Below are 19,579 nucleotides of genomic sequence, written 5' to 3'. Positions count from 1 at the left end.
GGACAATGGTGATGTGGAGCAACTGACCCCCGCCAAGGTGACGCCCGCCGACCCGCCGGGCGGCGCAGCCGGCGAAGCGGAAAAGCGCCGTGCGCTGCGCAAGATGAAGCTCGTCGCGCTCTCGTTCCTGCTCGGCGCCACGCTCGTGTTCCTGCTCACCAGCTGGGCGCAGGCGGCGGGCTGGCCGGGCTGGGTCGGCTACGTGCGCGCCGCGGCCGAGGCCGGCATGGTCGGCGCCCTGGCCGACTGGTTCGCCGTCACGGCCCTGTTCCGGCACCCGCTCGGGCTGAAGATCCCGCACACGGCGATCATCCCGAACAAGAAGGACGCCCTGGGCAACAGCCTCGGCGACTTCGTCGGGTCGAACTTCCTCTCCGAGGAGGTCGTGCGCGACAAGCTCAAGCGCGTCGAGATCGCGCGCCGCCTGGGTGCGTGGCTGGCGCAGGAGGACAACGCCGAGCGCGTGACGTCGGAGCTGGCCACGGTGGTCCGCGCGGCGGTCCGCGTGCTCCGCGACGAGGACGTCCAGGCGATCATGGAGCAGGCGGTCGCGCGGCGGATCATCGACAAGCCGTGGGGCCCGCCGCTGGGCAAGATCCTGCAGGGCGTGTTCGCCGACGGCGCGCACCACAAGCTCGTGGACCTGATGTGCGACCGCGCCTACGAGTGGGTGCGCGACAACCACACGACGATGCTGCGCGTGGTGTCCGACCGGGCGCCGAGCTGGTCGCCGAAGTTCGTCGACGAGATGCTCGCGGACAAGGTCTACGGCGAGGTGCTGTCGTTCGCCTGGGCGGTCAAGACCGACGTCAACCACCCGATGCGGCTGGCGCTGGACAAGTTCCTCGGCGAGTTCGCCCAGGAGCTGCAGACCGACCCCGACGTGATGGCCCGCGCCGAGCAGGTGAAGGGCCAGATCGTGCACCACGAGGAGGTCCAGCGCCTGATCGGCTCGGCGTGGAGCACGGCGAAGGAGATGCTGCTGACGGCGGCGGAGGACCCGTCGAGCGAGCTGCGCCGCCGCGTCCGCCTGGGCCTGACGTCGCTGGGGGCGCGCCTGGTGGACGACGACCAGCTGCGGTCGAAGGCCGACGGCTGGGTCGAGGGCGCTGCGGCGTACCTGGTGAAGAACTACTCGCGCGAGATCACCACGATCATCACGGACACGGTCGAGCGCTGGGACGCCGAGGAGACGTCGCGCAAGATCGAGCTCCAGGTGGGCCGCGACCTGCAGTTCATCCGCATCAACGGCACGGTCGTGGGCGCGCTGGCCGGCCTGGTCATCTACGCCGTGGCGGAGCTTCTGTTCTGACGACCGAGGCACATACCACACCTGGGGGAGTCCGAACCCAGTTGTCCACAGGAAGCTGAGTTATCCCCGGGGTTGTCCACAGGTTTTCATCGTGATGGCCTAATCGGTGTCCACAAGGTGTGGGGGTAGGGCCGTCCGGGGCGTGGATATGTGGGGCTTGTCCCCGAGTTGTCCACAGCCGTTCGAGGGTCCGCCGCTCGGATGAGGGCCGTCAGCCCGCCGCGGCACGAGCGCGCCAGCCGCGGGCCTTCTCGCGGTTGCCGCACACCCGCATCGAGCACCACGTGCGCGACCGGTTGCGCGACTCGTCGTAGAACGCCCACAGGCAGGTGTCGGCGGGGCAGATCTTCAGCCGGATCCAGTCGCCGCGGACGACGAGCCGGGTGCAGGCCGCGAACACGGCGCCCACGACGTCGTCCGCGACGAGCGCCGGACCGTCGTCGGTGAGGGAGATCCGCGTGCCGATGTCGATCGTGCCGAGGGGCAGCCGCGGGTCGCCGATCGCCGCGCGCAGGGTGTCCCGGGCCGCGCGGGCTTCGGCGGCCGGATTGGCCTTCAACGCGCGCCCGGCCGCCCACTCGCGCCACTGCCCGGGGACTTCGAGCAGGTCAGTGCCCTCTTCGACGTTGACCGTGTTGAGGAACTCCACGACGAGGGAGGCGTCGGTGTGCACCGAACCAGTGTACGGCGACCGGTGGTTGCCCTAGCGTGCGATAACCCACATAATCCCTTCGATGGTTACTCGCGATCGAAGGGAGCGACGATGAGTGCGGTACCGACGCTGGGTGTGGTGGCCCTCGACTGCCCCGACCCGGTGGCGCTGGCCGGCTTCTACCGCGCGGTGCTGGAGTGGGACGCGCCCGAAGTCGCCGACGACGGCCACTGGGTGACCCTGGCCAACCCCGTGGGCGGCGCGGGGATCGCGTTCCAGCGGGTGCCCGACTACCGGCCGCCGTCGTGGCCGTCCGCCGACCGCCCGCAGCAGCTGCACCTCGACCTGAACGTCACCGACCTCGAAGCGGCGCACGAGCGCGTGCTCGGCCTGGGCGCGAAACTGCTGGACGACGGCCCGGAGACGTTCCGCGTCTACGCCGATCCGGTGGGGCACCCGTTCTGCCTCTGCGCCTGCTGACCGATTTGTGCGTAGGCTCGCATGTGTGATTTGTCCGAAGTGTCAAAATCAGATGCGGACCGTGGACAAGAACGGCGTCCACATCGAGCAGTGCGAAGGCTGCCGCGGGATCTTCCTGGACCGCGGTGAGCTGGAAGCGATCGCCGGTGCGGAGAGCTCCTTCTACGGCCACCAGCCGCCGCCCTACCGGGGCCACGCCGACTCGCCGCGCCCCTACCGCGGCGGCTACCCGGACTCGCCCAAGGCGTACCGCGGCGGCTACCCGGACTCGCCGCGGCCGCACCGCGGGTACTCGGATTCGCCGAGGCCGTACGGGCATGGCCACCGCAAGCGCGGCTTCCTCGAGAACCTCTTCGACTGAGGTGGGTCTCGACCTGCGGATCTGCCCGGCGTGCGGCGACCGGGCGGACCGCCCGGTCGCTTCCGGGGCGCAGCTCGCCTGCGGCCGGTGCGGGCACCGGTGGCCGTTCCGGAAGCTACCGCTGTTCGCCCTGACGGGCCCGAGCGGCGCCGGCAAGTCGACGCTCGGCCCACTGCTGGCGGCGCGCTTCGCCGGCGAAGTCGTCGTGCTGGAGCAGGACGTCTTGTGGACGGGCGCCCTGCGCGACGACGTCTCGGCGTTCCGCGCGGTCTGGCTGCGGATGGCGGCGATGCTGCACCAGAACGGCCGCCCGGTCGTGCTGTGCGGCACGGTCGTGCCCCCGGAGTTCGAGCCGCTGCCGGAGCGCGCGTTCTTCAGCGAGATCCACTACCTGGCCTTGGTGAGCAGCCCCGAGTCCCTGGCCCGCCGCCTGCGGGCGCGCCCGGCGTGGCGCGAGTGGGACGAGCCGAGGATCGCGGAGATGCTGGAGTTCAACGACTGGCTCCGGAAGTCGGCTTCGGAGCTCGGCGTCGACCTCTTCGACACCACGGAGGCCTCACCGGAGGCGGCGGCCGACCACGTCGAGAAGTGGATCCGCGCCCGGTTGCCCTAACCCAGGGGCCAGGTGCGGCCGTCCGGTGCGTCGAGCCAGAACTCCTGGCGCTCCTCGGTCACCGTCACCCCGAAGCGGTCGCGGTCCGGCTTGCCCAGCTCGCACCACTCGACGTAGGCCGCCTCCGCGATCTCCCACAACGCGCGCGGGCCGCCCTGGGCGACTTCGTCCGCGCCGGCGCGCTTGCGGTGGCGGACCCACGAGCCGTCCGGGTGGACCAGCGCCACGCTCGGCGCCTCCTCGTCGCCGCCTTCGCGGACCGGCCGGGCGCCCGGCAGCGCCAGCCCGGCGAAGAACTCGAACTGCTTGCGCGGCTGGAGCACCGTCGACATCGGCAGCCGCGTCTGCGTCCAGTCGTCGCGGGACGGCCGCGGGAGCGGATCCGCTTGCGGCAGCCGATGTGCGCGAAGCGGCATGAAGCGGCCGTCGCGCGCGAGGACGCGGCCCTGGCCGGTGCCGTCCTCTCCGGCGACGATCCGGACGAGCCCGGCGCCGATCGGCCGGTTCAACGTCGTCACGATCAGCCCGCCCGGCACGGTCTGCGCCAGCCAGGCGAGCGGGATCGACGACACCGAAGCCGTGCAGAGCACGCGGTCGAACACCGTGCCGGCCGGGAAGCCGAGCGCGCCGTCGCCCACCGCGCAGGCCGGCCGGTAGCCCGCCAGCGCCAGCCGCTCGCGCGCCCCGGCGACGAGCAGCGGGTCGATGTCCACTGTGGACACCTGGCCGGCGCCGCAGCGGTGGCTCAGCAGCGCCGCGTTGTAGCCGGTGCCGGTGCCGATCTCGAACACGCGCTGCCCATCGCGCACGCGCAGCTCCTCCAGCATGATCGCCATGATCGACGGCATGCTCGACGAGCTCGTCGGCGTGCCCGGCACCGGGCCGGTGCGCCGGGCGAGCTCCCAGCGGTCCGGGTCGTCGTCCAGCTGTGTGACCAGGACGTCGCGGGAGTAGACGGTCTCCAGCCAGCCCGGGTCGCCGCGTTCGACCGCGGCCCACAGCCCGCCCGCCGGCGCGAAGAACCGCGGCAGGAAGACGTGGCGGGGAACCGCGCGGAACGCGGCGATCCACTCCGGGGCGTGCAGGACGTCCTCGTCGAGAAGGTGCTCGACGAGGCGCCGCCGCAGCCGGGCCGAGCGCGTCATGGGACCACGTTAGCGGGTGAGGACCGTCACGCCCGATAGTTGCAAGCAGAGTGCTTGCAATAGCTAGCACGTCGGCGTACCGTCGGAATGGTCGCGAGGAGGTGACCGGATGACGGAGACCGGTGGGACGCCAGGATCCGGCAGCCCCATGGAGAAGGTCGCGGACATCGCTTCCGACATCGGCGAGTACATCCGCCAGCAGCGCAACACCGCGAAGATTTCGTTGCGCCAGCTGTCGAAGCTCGCCGGCGTGTCCAACCCGTACCTGAGCCAGATCGAGCGCGGGGTGCGCAAGCCCAGCGCGGAGATCCTGCAGCAGATCGCCAAGGGTCTGCGCATTTCGGCGGAAGCGCTGTATGTGCAGGCCGGGATCCTCGATCTGCCGACGGGTGGTCCGGTGGGCGACGCGATTCGCGCCGACGCCGAGCTGACCGAACGGCAGAAGCAGGTCCTGCTCGACGTCTATGAGTCCTTCCGCCGGGAGAACGCCGCGGCACGGCCGGCCGCCGAGTCCTCTCCCACCACAGACACCCCTGACAACGCTCCAGCCGCAGACACCAAGGAGTCAGCATGACCGCCCCGAAGACCGAAGACGTCAAGAAGGCCGTCACCACCGCCCTCGACCAGGTCCGCACCCCGCTGCTCGCCGCGCTCGGCGCCGGCAACCTGGCCGGCCAGGCCGTCACCGACGCCGTGGCCAAGGCCCGCGAGAACGTGACCAAGGGCAGCGAGACCGCCCGCAAGAACCTGCAGGAGCTGCCGACCGACGTCGAGAGCCTCCGCGAGAAGCTGGACCCGGCCGAGCTGCGCAAGGTCATCGACGAGTACACCGAGGCCGCGCTCAAGCTGTACAACAAGCTGGCCGAGTCGGGCGAGCAGGCGTGGGACAAGTTCGCCACGCAGCCGCAGGTCAAGAAGGCCATCGAGCAGCTCGAGGAGGCCCTGACCACCGCGCAGGGCCAGGTCGAGGGCGTCACCAGCGAGGTCCGCGAGCGCGTCGACGGCGTGCTGGGCACCTTCACCAAGCGCACCCGCTCGGTCGGCGAGAAGACCGCCCGCAAGGTGACCGAGGTCGCCGGCGACGCCGCCGAGGCCATCGAGGAGCTGGGCGACGACGTCGCCCACGAGGCCCGCTCGGCGAGCCGCAAGGTCGCCAACAAGACGGCCCCGAAGACGACCAGCCCGGCGGCCCGCCGGACGACCACCACCGCGACCGCCGCGAAGAAGCCGGCCGCGCCGAAGACCGACAAGTAAAAACGCCGTGAACGCCCGGCCCCGCCACCGCACCCGGTGGCGGGGCCGGGGTCGTTCGGGCGGTTTGCCGTAAGCTGTCGCTGTGCTGGTTGCCATCTGGATCGTCAACGTCATCCACTGGGGCAGCGCGCTGGTCGGGCTCTTCGCCTTCGTGCACGCGCTGCTTCAGCGTGCCGACGCTTATTCAGCCGCCGACCGCAAGACCAAGCCCATCTGGATGCTCATCACCGGTGGCGCGACGCTCGCGATGGCGCTGTTCGACGTCATGGGCCCCGGAATGATCTTCTGGGTCCCGGCCATGGCCGCGGTCCTGGTCTACATCGTGGACGTCCGCCCGAAGCTGATCGAGGTCCAGCGCGGCGGATCCAGCTGGTAGCAGCCGGCCTCGCGCGGTGCGCGCCTGGTCCGCCGAAGCCATCGGCCGTGGCTGTGGCCGGATCGGCGACAACCGGCACGGTTAGGGTGGGGTCGTGACCTGGACCATTGCCGGGAGCCTCACCGTCGTTCCCGCCCCCACCCGTACCGACCTCGTCGCCGAGCCCGTCGCCAAGGCGCTGGCCGCGCTCGGCGAACCGGATGCCGTCGGCGTCGCGGAGATCGACCCGTCGCTCGCCGACACCGCCGCTTTCTGCGAGGCGTACGGCTCGCCGCTCGAGGCGTCCGCGAACTGCGTCGTCGTCGCCGGCAAGCGCGCCGGCGAAGTCCGCTTCGCGGCCGCGCTCGTGCTCGCGACGACCCGCGCCGACGTCAACGGCGTGATCAAGCGCCGCCTCGACGTCCGCAAGGCGTCGTTCGCGCCGATGGACGAAGCCGTCTCCCTGACCGGCATGGAGTACGGCGGCATCACGCCCGTCGGCCTGCCCGCGGAGTGGCCCGTGCTGATCGACAAGCGCGTCGCGGACGCACCCGAGCTCGTCATCGGCAGCGGGATCCGCGGCAGCAAGCTGCTGATCTCCGGTGCCGCGCTGGCCGCGTTGCCCGGGGCCGAGGTCATCGAGGACCTCGCCCGGTGACGTCCGTCTGGCTCCGGTACCTGACCGGTGCCGACATCGATTCGCTCGGCGTCACGGACGCGGACATCGTCGGCGCGGTGGAGGACGTCCTCGCCGACCACGGGCGTGGTCAGGTCGTCTTCGAGCCGCGCACGCACCTCGTGCCGGACAACGGCGGCAAGGGCCACTTCAACATCCTTCGCGGCCACCTGTCCGCGAAGCAGGTCAGTGGCGTGAAGGTCGTCGGCGACTTCGTGGGGAACTTCGAACGGGGCCTCCCTTCGGAAATGGCGTTGATCCTGCTGCTGGACCCGGAAACCGGCATGCCGCGGGCGATCGTCGACGGCACGATGATCACCGAGGCCCGCACCGGCGCGATGACCGCCGTCGGCGCGAAGTACCTGGCACGCCCGGACGCCCGGGTGCTCGGGCACATCGGTGCCCGCGGCACCGCCTGGTGGAACGTCGTCCTCCTCGACTCGCTGTTCGACTTCGCCGAAATCCGCGTGACCAGCAAGCGCCCGGAGTCCCGCGAGGACTTCGGCCGCCGGCTCTCCGAGCGGCTCGGCAAGGACGTCCGCGTCTGCGCCACGGCCGAGGAGACCCTGGACGGCGCGGACATCCAGGTCGAGGCCTCCCGGCTGGTCGAACCCGAAGCCCTGGTGCGCCGCGAGTTCCTCCGGCCGGGCACCTTCCTGGTGCCCTACGGCACGATCAGCGCGCTCGAGCTCACGCTGCTCGACGACATCGACAAGGTCGTCGTCGACGACTGGCGCGAATCGCGGTCCGGCAACCCGCGGTTCGGCGCCCTGCGCCCGCAGCTCAACGCCGGCCTCCTCACCGCGGACGGGGTCCACGCCGAGATCGGCGACGTCGTGGCCGGGAAGAAGCCGGGCCGCGAGCACGACGCCGAACGGATCCTGTTCTGGCACCGCGGACTGTCCACAACGGACGTCGCGGTGGCGAACATGATCCTCGCCCGTGCCGAGGCTTCCGGCGTCGGCACCATGCTGCCGTACCGATGATCGTCACCGGAACCGAGTTCGCCGACGGTGAACGGCTGGAATTGGCCGAACCGCTGGTGGAGACGCTTTCGCGGCGCCGCAAAGCGCTGTTGACAGCGCTCGAAAGCCGCGAAAAGCCCGTCTACGGCGTCAACACGGGGATGGGCCGCCTCGCCGGCGTCCCGCTCGACGCGCACCAGCAGGCCGAGCACCAGCACAACCTGCTGATCGGCCGGGCGGTCGGGGGACCGCCCTGGCTTCCCCCGGAGGACGTCCGCGCGCTGCTTCTGGTGCGGCTGCGCGACTTCCTGCAGCCGTGGTCGGGGGTGAGCCCGGAGCTGGTGCGGTTCCTGGTGGACCGCCTCAACGACGGGTTCACGCCCGCGGTCCCGCGGTCCGGCCTCGGCAGTTCGGGCGAGATCATCCCGCTGTCGCACGCGTTCCAGACGTTCCTCGGCATCGGCACGGTCCTCGAGGACGGCGTCGAAGTCCCGGCCGCCGAGGCACTCGCGCGGCGGGGTGCCGAGCCGTACGCGCTGGGGCCCAAGGAAGGCGCGTCGCTGCTTCAGGGGTCGCCGCTCGCGGTCATGCACGCGGAGCGCGGCTGGACCGAGGCGAAGCGGCTGATCGACCTGCAGACCCTGACCGAGGCGATGGCGATCGACGTGCTCGGCGCACCGCGCGAGGTGTTCTCGCCGGTGATGGCGGGCGGCGACGACCACTTGCGCTCAGTGCTGGTTTCGCTGACCGCTTGGGTGGGTTCCGGCCCGCTCCGGCCGGGCGTGGTGCAGGCGCCGCTTTCGGTGCGGGTCGCGCCGCGGGCACTGGCACACGCGGGCCGTGTCGCTGCCGAACTGCACGAGACTTCGCTGCGCTGGCGGACGATGCCCGGCGACTCGCCTTCGTTCGTCGACGGCGAATTCGTGCCGGGGACGGCGTACCACGCGGTGGACCTCGGGTTGCGGATGGACGCGCTGACGGCCTCGCTGGTGCACCTCGGCGAGGTCTCGGTGCAGCGGACGCACCGGTTGCTGGACGAACGGTTCAGCGGGCTCCCGGCCCAGCTCACGGCCGATCCGGGCCCGCGGGCGGGGCTGGTGCCCCTGCACAAGCGCGCGGTGGGCGAGCTGCACGCGCTGCGCCGGCTCGCGAGCCCGGCGACGCTCGGTTCGATCGACACGTCGGCGGGCCAGGAGGACGTGCAGGCGTTCGCGTGGGCGGCGGGGGAGCAGCTGCGGGCGGCCGCGTCGCACCTGTTCGCGATCACGGCTTGCGAGCTGATCGCCGAGTCGCAGGCGCGGTACCTGGCGCCGGCCGGGGTTCCTGGGTTGGGCGCGGCTTACGACTGGGTGCGGGAGGTCGTGCCGCCGGTGGACGAGGACCGTCCGCTGGGGCCCGAGGTCGAGCGGCTGATCGCGGCTTGCCGTGGGGCTTTCGACCTGTCGGCGTTGACCTGAGTTTTCGCCACCTCGACGAGCGTGGTTCGTCCGTCCCCGCTCGACCTCTTTGCCTGAACGGGCCTTCGCGTGCGATCGACTTCTCTGTCTTGCGCGCCGCTTTCGTTGCCCGGAGGGGCCTTCGCGTGCGATCGACCCGCCGGACACAGCGCGTTTTGCGCCGCCGCCCACCCTGCCCCGCGGGGGCGCCCCCCGTCTCGAATCTATCGCGCGGCACCGACGGATTCGGGCCCGTGCAAGGGAAATCCCCGGAGTTGTCCACAGGTTTGCCCCGATGTGGACAACCGGCCGCCGGAGGGCGCCGAAACGGGGGTCCGGGTCGGGCGGGGCGCTACGTTCGTGGTTGTGCGCCCTCCGGGGATGCGGACCCGGCGGAAGGAGGGATACGACGAAGGGTCCGCGTGAAGGTGAGGGTGCGCGCATAGGGGCGGAAGCCCAGATCGCGGTAGAGAGGAAGTGCGGCAACGGATTTCGGATGACCGATCACCGGATACACCACGGCTTCGCGAGCGCCGGCGTGGTGGGCTTCGCGCAGCGCGGCGAGGCATACCGCCCGGGCCAGGCCCGTGCGACGGAACTCCGGCAAGGTTCCGACGGGCTCCAGCTCGCCGACGGCATTGCGGTCGTCGAGCCAGATCAGGCACTGGGCGGCGAACCGGCCGTCGGGTGCTTCCGCGACCCAGTCGAGCCGGGCGCGGTACGGCCAGGCCGCCATCACGGCCCGGTAGCTCGACGCGGTCACCCGCGACGGCTGCCAGACCTCGCGGTGGACGGCCACGCGCCGCTCCAGATCGTCCGGGCCGACCGGCCGGACGGCAAACCCGCCGGGCACCACCGGCGCCGGCAGATCCACGAGGAGGCGAGACAGATACGACAGGTAGGGAGCGTTCTCCTGGAGCGCGTACCCGCTTCGCTCCAACGCGGCGACGACATGCTTCTCGCCGTCGAGCACGGTGACCGTGAGCTCGGCGGCCGAGGCGGTGTCTTCGAACCAGCCGAGCACCTCGGACGCGAGTTCGGGGCGCGCCGGATCGACGAGCAGCGCCAGTTCACCGGGTAGCGAGACCCAACCCCAAGCGACGACCTCGCCACCCGCTTCCCACAGCACGGTCGGCCATTCCGCTTCGCGGCCGGTTTGCTGGAACCGCTGCCACGGGAGATCCCCGACGTGCACAGAACTCGACTTCGACCAGATCCGCTGGGCCAGGCCCTGCATGGCCCGGAGGTCGGCGGGACCGGCGTAGCTGCGGCGCGTCACGGCGGGCATGAGCAGAATCGTCCTGTGCCGGGCGGCTCTCGCCAAGCGGTTTACGGGAGGGCGGGCTTGGACATCGGACTGATCGGGCGGGCGGCGGCGATGTTCGCGGTGACGAACGTCGACGACCTCGTGCTGCTTGCCGTGTTCTTCGGGCAGGCCGCCGGACGGCGGGGTGAGCTGAAGGTCGTCGCCGGGCAGTTCCTCGGTTTCGCCGGCATCTTGGCCGCTTCGGTCGCCGGGGCGCTCGGGGCCGGGTTGCTGCCGGACGGCGCCGTCCGGTGGCTGGGTGTGCTGCCGGTCCTGCTCGGGATCCGGGCGGCCTGGCAGGCGTGGCGCAGGGAAGACGACGAGCCCGCGCCGGCGGCCGGGGTGCTCGGCATCGCGGCGGTGTGCTTCGCGAACGGCGGGGACAACGTCGGCGTGTACGTGCCCGCGTTCGCGGCGAGCGGGCCGGCCGGCCTGGCCGGCTACGTCGTGGTGTTCCTCGTGGGCGTCGCCGTGTGGTGCGTCGCCGGGCGGTTCCTCGCGACGCGTCCGGCTGTGGCGCGGGTGCTCGCGCGGTGGGGTCACGTCGTGCTGCCGGTGGTGTTGGTCGCGCTCGGCGTGCTGATCCTGCTCGGCGTGTTCTGACTGCCTGGCGCGTTCCGGCTACTCGCGGCGGGCGGACTGCAGGGCGAGGCCGCGCGGGGTCGCGGCGCGGGTGAGCAACGCGAACGCGCCGTCGCAGAGCAGGGCCAGGACGACCGCGGCCAGGCCGCCGGCGAAGATCTCGCCGTAGCCCTGGGCGCCGAGGGCGAAGCCGTCGACGATGTAGCGGCCCAGGCCGCCGCCGTCGTTGACGATCGCGCCGATCGCGACCGTGGCGATGAGCTGGAGGAACGAGACCCGGGCGCCCGCCAGGATGACCGGGGACGCCAGCGGGAGCTCGAGCCGGAGCATGATCTGCCATTCGCGGTAGCCCGTGCCGCGGGCGGCGTCCACTGTGTCCTGTTCCAGGGAGACCACGCCGGCGTAGGTGTTGGTGAACAGCGGCGGCATCGCCAGCGCGACGAGGGCCAGCAGCAACGGCCAGAACGTCGTGTCCAGTTCCCAGCGGCTGGCCAGGAACCAGAACAGGATGATCAGGCCGAAGCTGGGGATCGCGCGGCCGATGTTCACGGCGCTGCTCGCCAGGAACGCGCCGCGCCGGTAGTGGGCGAGCCACAGCGCGGCGGGGATCGTCAGGACGGCCGCGATCACCAGCGCCAGCAGGGAAAACCGGAGGTGCTCCAGCGTCCGGTACGGGATGCCGGCCTTGTCGGTCCAGCTCCAGCGGTGGGGGTCCGCGAGCCATGCGTTCAGCTGGTCGAGGAAGCTCATCGCGCCCGCACCTTCCGCGACCAGGGCGCCAGCAGGCGCTCGCTGAGCCAGAGAACCAGGTCGACGACCACCGCCAGGACCACCGACAGCACCACGCCGACGATGATCTCCGTCGGGTTCGGCGTTGCGGTCTGGATACCCGCGCGGATGAAGTAGCCCAGGCCGCCCAGGCCGAGCATCGACGTCACCGTCACGAGCCCGATCGTCGTGACCGCGGCGACGCGGAGCCCGGCGATCACCACCGGCAGCGCGAGCGGCAGCTCGATCTGCCAGAGCAGCCTGCCGCGCGTGTAGCCCATGCCGACCGCGGCCTCGCGGACCTCGTTCGGCACCTGGTCGACGCCTGTGACGATGTTGCGGACCAGGATCAGCAGGGTGTACGTCGCGAGCGGGATCATCGCGGTGAGGAACGTCAGCCCGAAGAACGGCACCAGCACGGCGAACGCGCCGAGGCTCGGGATCACGTAGAGCGCGCCGGCCGTGCCCAGGATGACGGGGTACGACCAGCGGTACCGCAGCGAGAGCACCGCGAGCGCGACCGAAACGACCAGGCCGACCCCGAGCGCGGCGGCCGTCAGCGAGATGTGTTCGCCGAGGCGCTGGACGATGTCGTCCGCGTTGCGGTCCACCCACTTCCACTGGAAGATCGGCGGTCCGCTGTCGGCGGCCAGCGGGGTCACGTGCACCTGGTGACCCTACCCCGATCGGACCGAGCTTATTCCGGATTCTGGGAATTCGAGCGGTTATCTCTCAATATGTGGGCGCATGTCGGTGGGCGGGGCTAGGGTCCTTTCGTCTGTTCGAGTGACGAGGGAGTGGGGATTCGTGCGCTGGTTCCGGAACGCGTCCGTGGTGGCGGTGGCCGTCGCGGCGACGCTCGGTTTGGCCGCCTGTGGTGGTGGCAGCGACAGCGGTGACAAGCCCGCCGCGCAGAGCAAGGGTGGGGCGCCGATCGTCGTCGCGTCCTTCAACTTCACCGACAGCCAGATCCTCGCCGAGATCTACGCGCAGGCCCTGGAAGCCAAGGGCTACCCGGTGACGCGCAAGCTGAACCTGGGCTCGCGCGAGCTGATCTACCCGTCGCTGAAGTCCGGTGAGCTGCAGTTCATCCCGGAGTACCAGGGCGCGGCGATCACCACCGGCTTCGGCAAGGAGGCCGGCAAGACCGCGCAGGAGGAGCACGACCAGCTGGCCAAGCTGTTCGAGCCCAGCGGCGTCGGCCTGCTGAACTTCGCCGCGGCGGAGGACAAGAACACTTACATCGTCAAGTCCGACCTGGCCAAGGAAAAGGGCATCGCGTCGATCAGCGACCTGAAGAAGCTGGACAAGGTCGTCATGGCGGGCCCGCCGGAGTGCGAGAAGCGCCTGCCGTGCTTCCAGGGCTTCAAGGACGTCTACAAGCTGACGAACGCGACCTTCCAGACGATCCAGGAGGCCGGGCCGCGGGTCGAGCAGCTCAAGTCCGGGGCCGTCACGGTGATCCCGGTCGACTCGGTCAGCCCGCTGACCGGCGACTCGAACTACACCGTGCTCAAGGACGACCTCAACATCGTGCCGACGGAGAACGTCGTGCCGGCGGTCAACAAGAAGGTGCTCGACGAGCGCGGCGCCGACTTCGCGAACGCCGTCAACGCGGTGAGCGCCAAGCTGACCACGGACGTCATGCGCGACCTGAACAAGCGGGTCGACTCCGACGGCGAGAAGGCGGCGGACGTCGCGAAGGACTGGCTGTCGCAGGCCGGTCTCTAACCGGCGGTGCCGCGCACGACCCAGGTGCTCGCCGAAAGCGGGATCGAGCCGTCCGGGTTGGTCGGCAGGCGGCTGCGCAGGAGTTCACGGATCTGGTCCCGGCGTGCCTCGGGAAGAGTCGCGAGGTACGCCGGGGCCGGGCCCTGGGCGCCGAGGAACGGCCGCCAGTAGTCGTCGAAGTCCGCGAACACCGTCGGGATCTTGAGCTCGCTCACCGACACCGCCGCGAAGCCCGCGTCCGTCCACAGGCGGCCGAACGGCTCGGGGCGGCACAGCGGGAACCTGCGGCCCTCGTGCAGGTCCGCGACGGCCGGATCGAGCTCCGTCGCGGTGTCCCAGAAGAGCCGGATCAGCTCCATGCCCCCGGCGAGGTCCCACAGGTACGCCGCCGCGAGTCCACCCGGGACGGTCACCCGGGCGATCTCGGCCGCCGCGGCGGCCGGGTCCGGGACGAAGTTCAGCACCAGGCCCGACACCGTGACGTCGAAGCGGTCCTCGGGGAACGGGAGGGACTGGGCGTCGGCGACGGAGAACGTCACCCGCGGGTCCGTCACGCTCGCGCGGGCCGTCTTCAGGAAGCCGTCCGACGGGTCGACGCCGGTCACCTCGGCCGGGTCGCCCGCCGTCAGGACCGCCGACGTCAGCGCGCCGGTGCCGCAGCCGACGTCGAGCCAGCGACGGCTCGGCGGCGCGCCGAGCTGCCGCACGAAGGTCTCCGCGATCCGGCGGCTCCACCGTCCGATGTAGGCCTCGTAAGCGTCGCCCGACTGCCACATGCGTGGAGTACAGCACAGAAAGCGCTGGTCAGCCGTTAGCCAGATCACCCGTCGCCGTGTGACCCGCTGACGTCGCGCGCCGCAGGAACTCCGCGATCAGGGCCAGTTCCTCTTCGCTGTAGCCGGCGCAGAGGTCGTCCATCGCCGTGTTCATCCCCGCGTAGAGCCGGAACAGCTCCGCGTTGCGGCCGCGGACCGCGCGCACCGCCACCGCGCGGCGGTCTGCCCCCTCCGGGTCGCGCTCGCGGACGATCCAGCCGCCCTTCTGCAGCCGGTCGAGGATGCCCGTCATCGTCGCCGGGTGCAGGCCGGCGCGGCGGGCCAGCGCGCTGGGGCTCAGCGGACCGTGCCGGGCGATCAGCTCCAGGCAGTCCAGGTCGACGTCCTTGAGCGCCAGGTGCGCGCTGACCTGGTGGTTCAGCAGGGAAAGCTGGTTGCGCAGGTCGCGCAGCGACTCCTTGAGCGCCACAGTCGCGCGCCGACGGCGGGCGGCGTCCGGGGTGACACTCATGGGGGTCAGCCTAACGCGGTGCGCGGCGTCCGAGCCGGTGGTGGAATCGTGGTCCACGATCGGTACCTCGGGCAAAGGAGTGAAATGGGAAAGGTCACGGCCACCGCGGAGCGCACCATCGACGCCCCGGCCGACAAGGTGCGCGCGCTCGTCGCGGACTACGCCGAAACGCGCCCGAAGCTGCTCACCGAGCACTACCGCGACTACGAGGTGACCGCGGGCGGCGTCGGCGCCGGGACCCAGGCCGGCTGGAAGCTGCAGGCGACGTCCAAGCGCGTGCGCGACGTCAAGGCCACCGTCTCCGAGCCGAAGCCCGGCACCCTGGTCGAGACCGACGCGAACTCCAGCATGGTCACCACCTGGACCGTCGCCGAAGCGGGCGAGAAGAGCGTGGTCCGGATCGAGACGTCGTGGGACGGCGCGGGCGGCATCGGCGGCTTCTTCGAGAAGACGTTCGCGCCCGGCGGCCTCAAGAAGATCTACGACGGCGTCCTGGGGAAGCTCGCGGAGATCGTGTGACGGCTCACAATCGGAATGTGCGCCCCGGTTAGCCGGTTCTACCCGGTGGAATCCGGGGCGCGTGCCCCGCTTCGAGAGACTTGAGGAGTTCGACGGTGAACGCACAGGCGACCGAAATCCGGCTGGCTTCGCGCCCGGAAGGTGTTCCGACGCACGACAACTTCGACGTGGTCGACACCGAGATCCCGACCCCCGGCGAGGGGCAGATCCTGGTGCGCAACCTGGTCATGAGCGTCGACCCGGCCATGCGCGGCCGCATGCGTGACGTGAAGTCGTACGCGCCGCCGTTCGAGGTCGGCGAGGTCATGTCCGGCGGGGCGGTCGGCGAGGTCGTCGAGTCGAAAATCGACGGTGTCGGACCGGGCGACCACGTGCTGCACCAGGCCGGCTGGCGCACCCACGCGGTGCTGGACGACAAGCGCTTCGTCAAGGTCGACGCCGACGCCGCGCCGCTCTCGACCTACCTCGGTGTGCTCGGCATGCCGGGCCTGACCGCGTACGCGGGCCTGCTGGAGTCCGCCGAGTTCAAGCCGGGCGACACCGTGTTCGTCTCCGGCGCGGCCGGCGCCGTCGGCTCGCTCGTCGGCCAGCTCGCGAAGCTCAAGGGCGCCAAGCGCGTCATCGGCTCGGCCGGCTCGGCGGAGAAGGTGCGGCACCTGATCGACGACCTCGGCTTCGACGCCGCCTTCAACTACAAGGACGGCCCGGTCGCCGAGCAGCTGCACAAGGCGGCGCCCGAGGGCATCGACGTCTACTTCGACAACGTCGGCGGCGAGCACCTCGAAGCCGCGATCAGCGCCATCAACCTGCACGGCCGGATCGCCGTCTGCGGCATGATCTCCCAGTACAACGCCACCGAGCCGACGCCGGCGCCGCGCAACCTCGCGCAGATCATCGCCAAGCGGATCACCATCCGCGGCCTGCTCGTGCTCGACCACTGGGGCCTGCAGCAGCAGTTCGTCAGCGAGGTCGCGCCGCTGGTGCAGTCGGGGCAGATCAAGTACTCGGAGACCTTCGTCGACGGCATCCGCAACGCGCCGGACGCCTTCCTCGGCCTGCTCTCCGGCGCCAACACCGGCAAGATGCTGGTCCGGATCGCCGACTAACCCAGCAGCGGGGCCAGTTCGGTCAACGCCGAGATCGTGTACGTCGGCGCGGGCGAGCCGGGCAGCGGGCGGACGCCGGGGCGGGCGAGCAACGCCGTCCGCAGCCCGGCCGCCTGCGCGCCCGCGACGTCCCAGTCGTGGGCGGCGACCATCACGGCCGCGCCGGGCTCGGCGGCGTAGGCGTCCAGCACCTGCCGGTACGGCTCGGGCGCGGGCTTGAGCCGGCCCGCCTGCTCGGCCGAGAAGATCCGGTCGAACAGGGGCGCCAGGCCCGCGTTCTGCAGCTGGGTCTCGGCGGTGGCGAGCGGCGAGTTCGTCAGCGCGACGACGTCGTGGCCCGCCTCGCGCAGCTTGGCCAGACCCTCCACAGCGTCCGGGTGGGCCGGGAGCGAGCGCAGGCCCTCGCCGATCTTCGCGAGGTCCACCTCGCGTCCGTGCCGGGCGGCGATCTCGAGCGCCGCTTCGCCGGCGATGCCCGCGAAGTCGCGGTAGCCGCCGGTCGCGGTGACGGTCAGGACCGTGTGGATGGCCAGCCCGAACCATTCGCGCCGCAGCTCGGGCCCGCCGACCAGCGGGTCCATCGAGGCGAGGTCGAGCAGGGTCTCGTTGACGTCGAAGACGCACAGCATGGGTTCAGTATTGCTGGCTCACCGCCCGTTCGTTGAGGTCCGCGTCCAGCTCCTGCGCCGACACCGGCAGCGCCATCTGGTCGCGCAGGATCGTGCCCAGCGTCGGCAGCGTGGACCGCTCCGGCCAGGTCGACGGGTCCCACAGCGAAGAGCGCAGGAACGCCTTCGCGCAGTGCATGTACAGCTCTTCGACCTCGACGACGACCGCCAGCTTCGGGCGTTTGCCCTGCACGACGAGCGAATCGAAGTACGGCGCGTCCGACATCAGCCGGGCGCGGCCGTTCACGCGCAGCGTCTCGTTCATCCCCGGCACCAGGAAGAGCAGCCCCGCGTGCGGGTTGTCGACGATGTTGCGGAAGCTGTCGATGAGCTTGTTGCCCGGCCGGTCCGCGAGCGCCAGCGTCTTCTCGTCGAGCACCAGTACCGAGCCCGCCGGGTCGCCCCGGGGGGGAGACGTCGCAGCTGCCGTCCGGCGCCGAAGTCGCCAGCAGCACGAACGGCGAGTGCGCGATCAGCGTGCGTGCGTGCTCGTCGATGTGGTCTTGGACCTTCTGCGTCGTCCTCGGCTTCGGGTCGCCGATCAGCTCGCGCAAGGCCTCGTGTGAGTCGATGATCCCCATGCCCCCAAGCTAGCGCGGACCACCGACAATCCGGCCCGCGATCGCGATCCGCGCGGCCTCCGTGGACTTCCGGACGACCTGGTCCACCGAATAGCCGTGCTTCACGAAGACGCCGTCGAGCTGGAACGTGCCGTAGCCGTGGGCCTGCGTGAACAGCTGCTCCATCAGCTCCAGGGCCTCCGCCGGGCTCGCCGCGACGAGCAGGCAGCGCATCAGGAACTCGTCGGTCAGCCGCCGGGTCTGTTCGTGCAGCTCGACGTGGTCCGGGCCGTGGAGGCCGTCGGCGTAGAGGACGTTCATCCCGGCCCGGCGCTCGATCAGGTACCGCGTGTACGCGCCCGCGGCGGCGGCCAGCGCGTCCGCCGGGTCGTCGAACTCGCCCGCCGCGGCCGCGACGCGCTCGGCGAGCTGGCAGGCGACGTTGCACGCCACCTCGGCCAGCAGGCTTTCGCGGGTCGGGAAGTGCCGGTACGGCGCACCGGGGCTGACCTTCGCCCGCCGCGCGACCTCGGCGACGGAAAAGCCGGCGAGGCCCTGCTCCGCGATGAGGTCCAGGGAGACGCGCACGAGTTCGCCGCGGAGGTCGCCGTGGTGGTACTTGCCGCCCATGACCTGGCTCACATCTTTCGCTCGGAATATGTAAGAGCACTCTCACGTCGTGCATGTAAGAGACCTCTTACGAGGACAACGGTACTTGAACTTGGAGGGTTCCATGAGCACCACCACGCACGCCATCGCCGCCCCGGCGCCGGGTGCGCCGCTCGCGCCGACCACGATCGAGCGCCGTGCCCTGCGCCCCGACGACGTGCTGATCGACATCGCCTACGCCGGCATCTGCCACAGCGACATCCACCAGGCCAAGGAGGACTGGGGCCAGGCGATCTTCCCGATGGTCCCCGGCCACGAGATCGCCGGCGTCGTCGCCGCGGTCGGCTCGGACGTCACGAAGTACCAGGTCGGCGACCGCGTGGGCGTCGGCTGCATGGTCGACTCCTGCGGCGAGTGCGAGTACTGCACGGCCGGCACCGAGCAGTTCTGCGTCAAGGGCAACGTCCAGACGTACAACGGCGTCGGCTTCGACGGCGAGAACACCTACGGCGGCTACAGCAACCAGATCGTCGTGAAGGACGCCTTCGTCTGCCGCATCCCGGAAGGCATCAGCCTCGACGTCGCCGCGCCGCTGCTCTGCGCGGGCATCACCACCTACTCGCCGCTGAACCACTGGGGCGCCGGCCCCGGCAAGAAGGTCGCCGTGATCGGCCTCGGCGGGCTCGGCCACATGGGCGTCAAGATCGCCGCCGCGATGGGCGCCGAAGTGACCGTGCTGAGCCAGAGCCTCAAGAAGCAGGAGGACGGCCTCAAGCTCGGCGCGACCGACTACTACGCGACCAGCGACGAGGCGACGTTCGACGTCCTCAAGGGCAAGTTCGACGTCATCCTCAACACCGTCTCGGCCAAGCTGCCGGTCGACGCCTACCTGAGCCTGCTCAAGGTCGGCGGCGCGATGGTGAACGTCGGCGCGCCCGGCGAACCGCTGTCCTACAACGCCTTCTCGCTGCTGGGCGGCAACAAGGTGCTGGCCGGCTCGATGATCGGCGGGATCGCCGAGACGCAGGAGATGCTGGACTTCTGCGCCGAGCACGGCATCGGCGCGGAGATCGAGACGATCTCGGCGGACAAGGTGAACGAGGCCTACGAGCGCGTCGAGAACTCCGACGTGCGCTACCGCTTCGTCATCGACGCCTCGACCATCGGGGCGTGACGCGCGCGCACGGCAACCGC

At 70.9% G+C, this 19,579-nt stretch carries 24 protein-coding genes and 1 pseudogene; 15 read left to right on the top strand and 10 right to left on the bottom strand.

The annotated features are described in order from the left end of the window. Nucleotides 1-13 precede the first annotated feature (13 nt). On the top strand, nt 14-1,312 hold the full coding sequence (locus ACYVLJ_RS07255) for a DUF445 domain-containing protein (protein ID WP_460438124.1): 1,299 nt from the start codon (nt 14-16) through the stop codon (nt 1,310-1,312). 211 nt (nt 1,313-1,523) lie between these two features. On the opposite strand, the gene ACYVLJ_RS07250 is transcribed toward ACYVLJ_RS07255, so the two are convergent. Next, entirely contained in the window at nt 1,524-1,985 is a 462-nt protein-coding gene (locus ACYVLJ_RS07250) for a CGNR zinc finger domain-containing protein (protein WP_451982913.1), read from the bottom strand. A 90-nt stretch (nt 1,986-2,075) separates the two neighbouring features. Here ACYVLJ_RS07250 and ACYVLJ_RS07245 point away from each other — a divergent pair, with 90 nt between their 5' ends. Genes ACYVLJ_RS07245 through ACYVLJ_RS07235 form a run of 3 tightly spaced genes read left to right on the top strand, consistent with a single transcriptional unit; the run spans nt 2,076 to nt 3,418 of the window. Continuing rightward, nucleotides 2,076-2,444, top strand: coding sequence for a VOC family protein (locus tag ACYVLJ_RS07245; RefSeq protein WP_451982910.1), 369 nt, complete (start codon nt 2,076-2,078; stop codon nt 2,442-2,444). A gap of 7 nt (nt 2,445-2,451) precedes the next feature. Next, nucleotides 2,452-2,805, top strand: a complete 354-nt coding sequence (locus ACYVLJ_RS07240) for a TFIIB-type zinc ribbon-containing protein (RefSeq protein WP_460438123.1) — start codon at nt 2,452-2,454, stop codon at nt 2,803-2,805. 1 nt (nt 2,806) lies between these two features. Continuing rightward, a complete protein-coding gene (locus ACYVLJ_RS07235; protein WP_460438122.1) occupies nt 2,807-3,418 on the top strand; it encodes an AAA family ATPase in 612 nt (203 codons plus the stop codon). Here the strand turns inward: ACYVLJ_RS07235 and ACYVLJ_RS07230 are convergent. Continuing rightward, on the bottom strand, nt 3,415-4,563 hold the full coding sequence (locus ACYVLJ_RS07230; protein ID WP_460438121.1) for a methyltransferase domain-containing protein: 1,149 nt from the start codon (nt 4,561-4,563) through the stop codon (nt 3,415-3,417). The two genes, ACYVLJ_RS07235 and ACYVLJ_RS07230, sit on opposite strands and share 4 nt — an antisense overlap. Before the next feature lie 148 nt (nt 4,564-4,711). Here ACYVLJ_RS07230 and ACYVLJ_RS07225 point away from each other — a divergent pair, with 148 nt between their 5' ends. From ACYVLJ_RS07225 to ACYVLJ_RS07200, 6 genes are all read left to right on the top strand, one after another. Beyond that, the gene (locus ACYVLJ_RS07225; protein WP_451982951.1) at nt 4,712-5,137 is read left to right on the top strand and encodes a helix-turn-helix domain-containing protein; all 426 of its coding nucleotides are present in this window, start codon (nt 4,712-4,714) and stop codon (nt 5,135-5,137) included. Then, nucleotides 5,134-5,817: a hypothetical protein gene (locus tag ACYVLJ_RS07220; protein WP_451982898.1), complete on the top strand. Its 684-nt coding sequence runs from the start codon at nt 5,134-5,136 to the stop codon at nt 5,815-5,817. Before ACYVLJ_RS07225 ends, ACYVLJ_RS07220 begins: the two co-directional genes overlap by 4 nt. A gap of 82 nt (nt 5,818-5,899) precedes the next feature. Next, nucleotides 5,900-6,193, top strand: a complete 294-nt coding sequence (locus ACYVLJ_RS07215) for a DUF2516 family protein (protein ID WP_451982895.1) — start codon at nt 5,900-5,902, stop codon at nt 6,191-6,193. Between the two features lie 94 nt (nt 6,194-6,287). Continuing rightward, nucleotides 6,288-6,830, top strand: coding sequence for a YbaK/EbsC family protein (locus ACYVLJ_RS07210; RefSeq protein ID WP_451982892.1), 543 nt, complete (start codon nt 6,288-6,290; stop codon nt 6,828-6,830). Next, nucleotides 6,827-7,834: an ornithine cyclodeaminase family protein gene (locus ACYVLJ_RS07205; protein ID WP_451982889.1), complete on the top strand. Its 1,008-nt coding sequence runs from the start codon at nt 6,827-6,829 to the stop codon at nt 7,832-7,834. The genes ACYVLJ_RS07210 and ACYVLJ_RS07205 overlap by 4 nt, the downstream gene beginning before the upstream one ends. Continuing rightward, nucleotides 7,831-9,270, top strand: a complete 1,440-nt coding sequence (locus ACYVLJ_RS07200; protein WP_460438120.1) for a lyase family protein — start codon at nt 7,831-7,833, stop codon at nt 9,268-9,270. The genes ACYVLJ_RS07205 and ACYVLJ_RS07200 overlap by 4 nt, the downstream gene beginning before the upstream one ends. A gap of 331 nt (nt 9,271-9,601) precedes the next feature. Here ACYVLJ_RS07200 and ACYVLJ_RS07195 read toward each other — a convergent pair whose 3' ends face one another. After that, nucleotides 9,602-10,537, bottom strand: coding sequence for a GNAT family N-acetyltransferase (locus tag ACYVLJ_RS07195; protein ID WP_460438119.1), 936 nt, complete (start codon nt 10,535-10,537; stop codon nt 9,602-9,604). A gap of 57 nt (nt 10,538-10,594) precedes the next feature. On the opposite strand from ACYVLJ_RS07195, the gene ACYVLJ_RS07190 reads away from it, so the two are divergent. Further along, the gene (locus ACYVLJ_RS07190) at nt 10,595-11,158 is read left to right on the top strand and encodes a cadmium resistance transporter (RefSeq protein ID WP_451982880.1); all 564 of its coding nucleotides are present in this window, start codon (nt 10,595-10,597) and stop codon (nt 11,156-11,158) included. An 18-nt stretch (nt 11,159-11,176) separates the two neighbouring features. Here the strand turns inward: ACYVLJ_RS07190 and ACYVLJ_RS07185 are convergent, their stop codons facing one another. Together ACYVLJ_RS07185 and ACYVLJ_RS07180 are read right to left on the bottom strand one after the other, a co-directional pair. Further along, complete coding sequence (locus ACYVLJ_RS07185; protein ID WP_451982877.1) at nt 11,177-11,887, bottom strand: ABC transporter permease; 711 nt, start codon at nt 11,885-11,887, stop codon at nt 11,177-11,179. Next, the gene (locus tag ACYVLJ_RS07180; RefSeq protein WP_460438118.1) at nt 11,884-12,573 is read right to left on the bottom strand and encodes an ABC transporter permease; all 690 of its coding nucleotides are present in this window, start codon (nt 12,571-12,573) and stop codon (nt 11,884-11,886) included. The genes ACYVLJ_RS07185 and ACYVLJ_RS07180 overlap by 4 nt, the downstream gene beginning before the upstream one ends. Nucleotides 12,574-12,712: 139 nt before the next feature. Between ACYVLJ_RS07180 and ACYVLJ_RS07175 the strand changes: the two genes are divergently transcribed. Further along, complete coding sequence (locus ACYVLJ_RS07175) at nt 12,713-13,636, top strand: ABC transporter substrate-binding protein (RefSeq protein WP_451982871.1); 924 nt, start codon at nt 12,713-12,715, stop codon at nt 13,634-13,636. Here ACYVLJ_RS07175 and ACYVLJ_RS07170 read toward each other — a convergent pair. Next, nucleotides 13,633-14,412, bottom strand: coding sequence for a class I SAM-dependent methyltransferase (locus tag ACYVLJ_RS07170; protein ID WP_460438117.1), 780 nt, complete (start codon nt 14,410-14,412; stop codon nt 13,633-13,635). The genes ACYVLJ_RS07175 and ACYVLJ_RS07170 overlap by 4 nt on opposite strands. Nucleotides 14,413-14,440: 28 nt before the next feature. Continuing rightward, nucleotides 14,441-14,923, bottom strand: coding sequence for a MarR family transcriptional regulator (locus ACYVLJ_RS07165; RefSeq protein ID WP_460438116.1), 483 nt, complete (start codon nt 14,921-14,923; stop codon nt 14,441-14,443). 84 nt (nt 14,924-15,007) lie between these two features. On the opposite strand from ACYVLJ_RS07165, the gene ACYVLJ_RS07160 reads away from it, so the two are divergent. Both ACYVLJ_RS07160 and ACYVLJ_RS07155 read left to right on the top strand, forming a co-directional pair. Beyond that, nucleotides 15,008-15,442: an SRPBCC family protein gene (locus ACYVLJ_RS07160; RefSeq protein ID WP_451982862.1), complete on the top strand. Its 435-nt coding sequence runs from the start codon at nt 15,008-15,010 to the stop codon at nt 15,440-15,442. A gap of 95 nt (nt 15,443-15,537) precedes the next feature. Next, nucleotides 15,538-16,548 (top strand): NADP-dependent oxidoreductase, encoded by a 1,011-nt coding sequence (locus ACYVLJ_RS07155; RefSeq protein ID WP_451982859.1) that lies wholly within the window; start codon nt 15,538-15,540, stop codon nt 16,546-16,548. Here the strand turns inward: ACYVLJ_RS07155 and ACYVLJ_RS07150 are convergent. From ACYVLJ_RS07150 to ACYVLJ_RS07140, 3 genes and pseudogenes are all read right to left on the bottom strand, one after another. Continuing rightward, nucleotides 16,545-17,177 carry an HAD family hydrolase gene (locus tag ACYVLJ_RS07150; protein WP_460438115.1) on the bottom strand — a complete coding sequence of 211 codons (633 nt, stop codon included), beginning with the start codon at nt 17,175-17,177 and terminating at the stop codon, nt 16,545-16,547. The two genes, ACYVLJ_RS07155 and ACYVLJ_RS07150, sit on opposite strands and share 4 nt — an antisense overlap. 4 nt (nt 17,178-17,181) lie before the next feature. Continuing rightward, nucleotides 17,182-17,797: pseudogene (locus ACYVLJ_RS07145) on the bottom strand (pyridoxamine 5'-phosphate oxidase family protein). 9 nt (nt 17,798-17,806) lie between these two features. Further along, a complete protein-coding gene (locus tag ACYVLJ_RS07140) occupies nt 17,807-18,406 on the bottom strand; it encodes a TetR/AcrR family transcriptional regulator (RefSeq protein WP_460438614.1) in 600 nt (199 codons plus the stop codon). Nucleotides 18,407-18,509: 103 nt separating this feature from the next. On the opposite strand from ACYVLJ_RS07140, the gene ACYVLJ_RS07135 reads away from it, so the two are divergent. Continuing rightward, complete coding sequence (locus ACYVLJ_RS07135; RefSeq protein ID WP_460438114.1) at nt 18,510-19,559, top strand: NAD(P)-dependent alcohol dehydrogenase; 1,050 nt, start codon at nt 18,510-18,512, stop codon at nt 19,557-19,559. The last annotated feature ends 20 nt before the right edge of the window (nt 19,560-19,579 follow it).

The organism is Amycolatopsis stemonae (assembly GCF_054781455.1).
The sequence above is the reverse complement of the archived record's forward strand: the minus strand, read 5'-3'. Positions and strand labels throughout refer to the sequence as shown.

What these genes read in the sequence shown, in the direction of transcription:
- ACYVLJ_RS07170 (WP_460438117.1), bottom strand. Translation starts at nt 14,412, where the DNA reads ATGTGGCAGTCGGGCGACGCTTACGAGGCCTACATCGGACGGTGGAGC.
- ACYVLJ_RS07160 (WP_451982862.1), top strand. Translation starts at nt 15,008, where the DNA reads ATGGGAAAGGTCACGGCCACCGCGGAGCGCACCATCGACGCCCCGGCC.
- ACYVLJ_RS07165 (WP_460438116.1), bottom strand. Translation starts at nt 14,923, where the DNA reads ATGAGTGTCACCCCGGACGCCGCCCGCCGTCGGCGCGCGACTGTGGCG.
- ACYVLJ_RS07200 (WP_460438120.1), top strand. Translation starts at nt 7,831, where the DNA reads ATGATCGTCACCGGAACCGAGTTCGCCGACGGTGAACGGCTGGAATTG.
- ACYVLJ_RS07195 (WP_460438119.1), bottom strand. Translation starts at nt 10,537, where the DNA reads ATGCCCGCCGTGACGCGCCGCAGCTACGCCGGTCCCGCCGACCTCCGG.
- ACYVLJ_RS07245 (WP_451982910.1), top strand. Translation starts at nt 2,076, where the DNA reads ATGAGTGCGGTACCGACGCTGGGTGTGGTGGCCCTCGACTGCCCCGAC.
- ACYVLJ_RS07150 (WP_460438115.1), bottom strand. Translation starts at nt 17,177, where the DNA reads ATGCTGTGCGTCTTCGACGTCAACGAGACCCTGCTCGACCTCGCCTCG.
- ACYVLJ_RS07230 (WP_460438121.1), bottom strand. Translation starts at nt 4,563, where the DNA reads ATGACGCGCTCGGCCCGGCTGCGGCGGCGCCTCGTCGAGCACCTTCTC.
- ACYVLJ_RS07225 (WP_451982951.1), top strand. Translation starts at nt 4,712, where the DNA reads ATGGAGAAGGTCGCGGACATCGCTTCCGACATCGGCGAGTACATCCGC.
- ACYVLJ_RS07135 (WP_460438114.1), top strand. Translation starts at nt 18,510, where the DNA reads ATGAGCACCACCACGCACGCCATCGCCGCCCCGGCGCCGGGTGCGCCG.
- ACYVLJ_RS07140 (WP_460438614.1), bottom strand. Translation starts at nt 18,406, where the DNA reads ATGGGCGGCAAGTACCACCACGGCGACCTCCGCGGCGAACTCGTGCGC.
- ACYVLJ_RS07220 (WP_451982898.1), top strand. Translation starts at nt 5,134, where the DNA reads ATGACCGCCCCGAAGACCGAAGACGTCAAGAAGGCCGTCACCACCGCC.
- ACYVLJ_RS07185 (WP_451982877.1), bottom strand. Translation starts at nt 11,887, where the DNA reads ATGAGCTTCCTCGACCAGCTGAACGCATGGCTCGCGGACCCCCACCGC.